This is a genomic window from Pseudomonas sp. FSL R10-0399 (assembly GCF_009600165.1).
GTDB lineage: Bacteria > Pseudomonadota > Gammaproteobacteria > Pseudomonadales > Pseudomonadaceae > Aquipseudomonas > Aquipseudomonas helleri.
Map to the genome: position 1 here is coordinate 1 of NZ_WIWK01000258.1, position 1,113 is coordinate 1,113.

The 1,113-nt window shown below is 63.8% G+C and carries 1 protein-coding gene; it reads right to left on the reverse strand.

Annotation, left to right across the window (positions count from 1 at the left end; translation table 11 throughout):
- Positions 1 to 29: 29 nt before the first annotated feature.
- The gene (locus tag GHO41_RS29295; protein ID WP_011711660.1) at positions 30 to 1,058 is read right to left on the reverse strand and encodes an IS30-like element ISShes10 family transposase; all 1,029 of its coding nucleotides are present in this window, start codon (positions 1,056 to 1,058) and stop codon (positions 30 to 32) included.
- Positions 1,059 to 1,113: the final 55 nt, after the last annotated feature.

The following is a 1,113-nucleotide window of genomic DNA, read 5'->3' on the forward strand; positions in this document are numbered from 1 at the left end:
GGCGGTTGCAGGATCTGAGTGCAACACGGTTATTGAATTGAAGCGGGAGCATCATGCCGCATCACCACGGCTTCTTGCATCACTTCGCCCATCACCTCGATCGGGCATTTGAAGTCGAAGCGTTTGCGCGGTCGCATATTCAGTTGCAAAGCGATGGCGTCCAGGGCTTCCTGACTATGCACCGACAAGTCCGTGCCCTTGGGCAGGTACTGGCGGATCAGTCCATTGATGTTCTCATTGCTGCCGCGTTGCCAGGGGCTGTGCGGGTCGCAGAAGTAGATCGCCACCCCGGTCCGCTGGGTGATCTCGGCGTGCCGCGCCATCTCCCGGCCCTGGTCGTAGGTCATGCTCTTGCGCACCGCCAGCGGCATGCCATTGAGCGCCGCACTGAAGCCCTCCAGCGCCGAGGTCGCCGTCGCGTCGGCCATCTTGATCAGCATCAGGTAGCCGCTGGTACGCTCCACCAAGGTGCCCACCGCCGAGGCATTGGCCTTGCCCTTGATCAGGTCGCCCTCCCAATGGCCTGGCATCAGCCGGTCTTCGACCTCCGGCGGGCGCACGTGGATGCTGAGCATTTCAGGGATCTGGCCGCGCCGATCGACGCCGCCAGAGCGCGGCCTGCGACTCGTCTTGCCCTGGCGCAGGCAGATGATCAGCTCCTTGCGCAGGCCACCGACCGGCAGGGCGTAGATCGCGTTATAGATCGTCTCGCGGCAGACGTAGGCCTCTCTGAGGCTGGGTATGTTCATGCTGCGCAGCTTGCCGGCAATCTGCTCGGGAGACAAACCCTCACGCAGCATATGGACGACCAGCTCGAAGCGCTCACTGCCCGGCAGCAGCTTGCACTGAGGCCTGCAGACCTGGCGGCGGACCTGCATCTGCTGCTGGGCAGCACAGGCCTGGTAGCGGGTGCCAGGGGCCCGGTTGCGGCGCAGCTCCCGGCTGATGGTCGAGGGGGAGCGGCCGAGCATCCGGGCAATTCGCCGCTGGCTGAAACCTTGGGCAAGGCCGAGTTGAAGGGTCGCACGTTCGGGGATACTGAGTTCGTGATAGGACATAGTGGCAGCACCGTACCGGAAAGGTCAGGTGTTGCACTCAGTTTTTGCGGCCGCC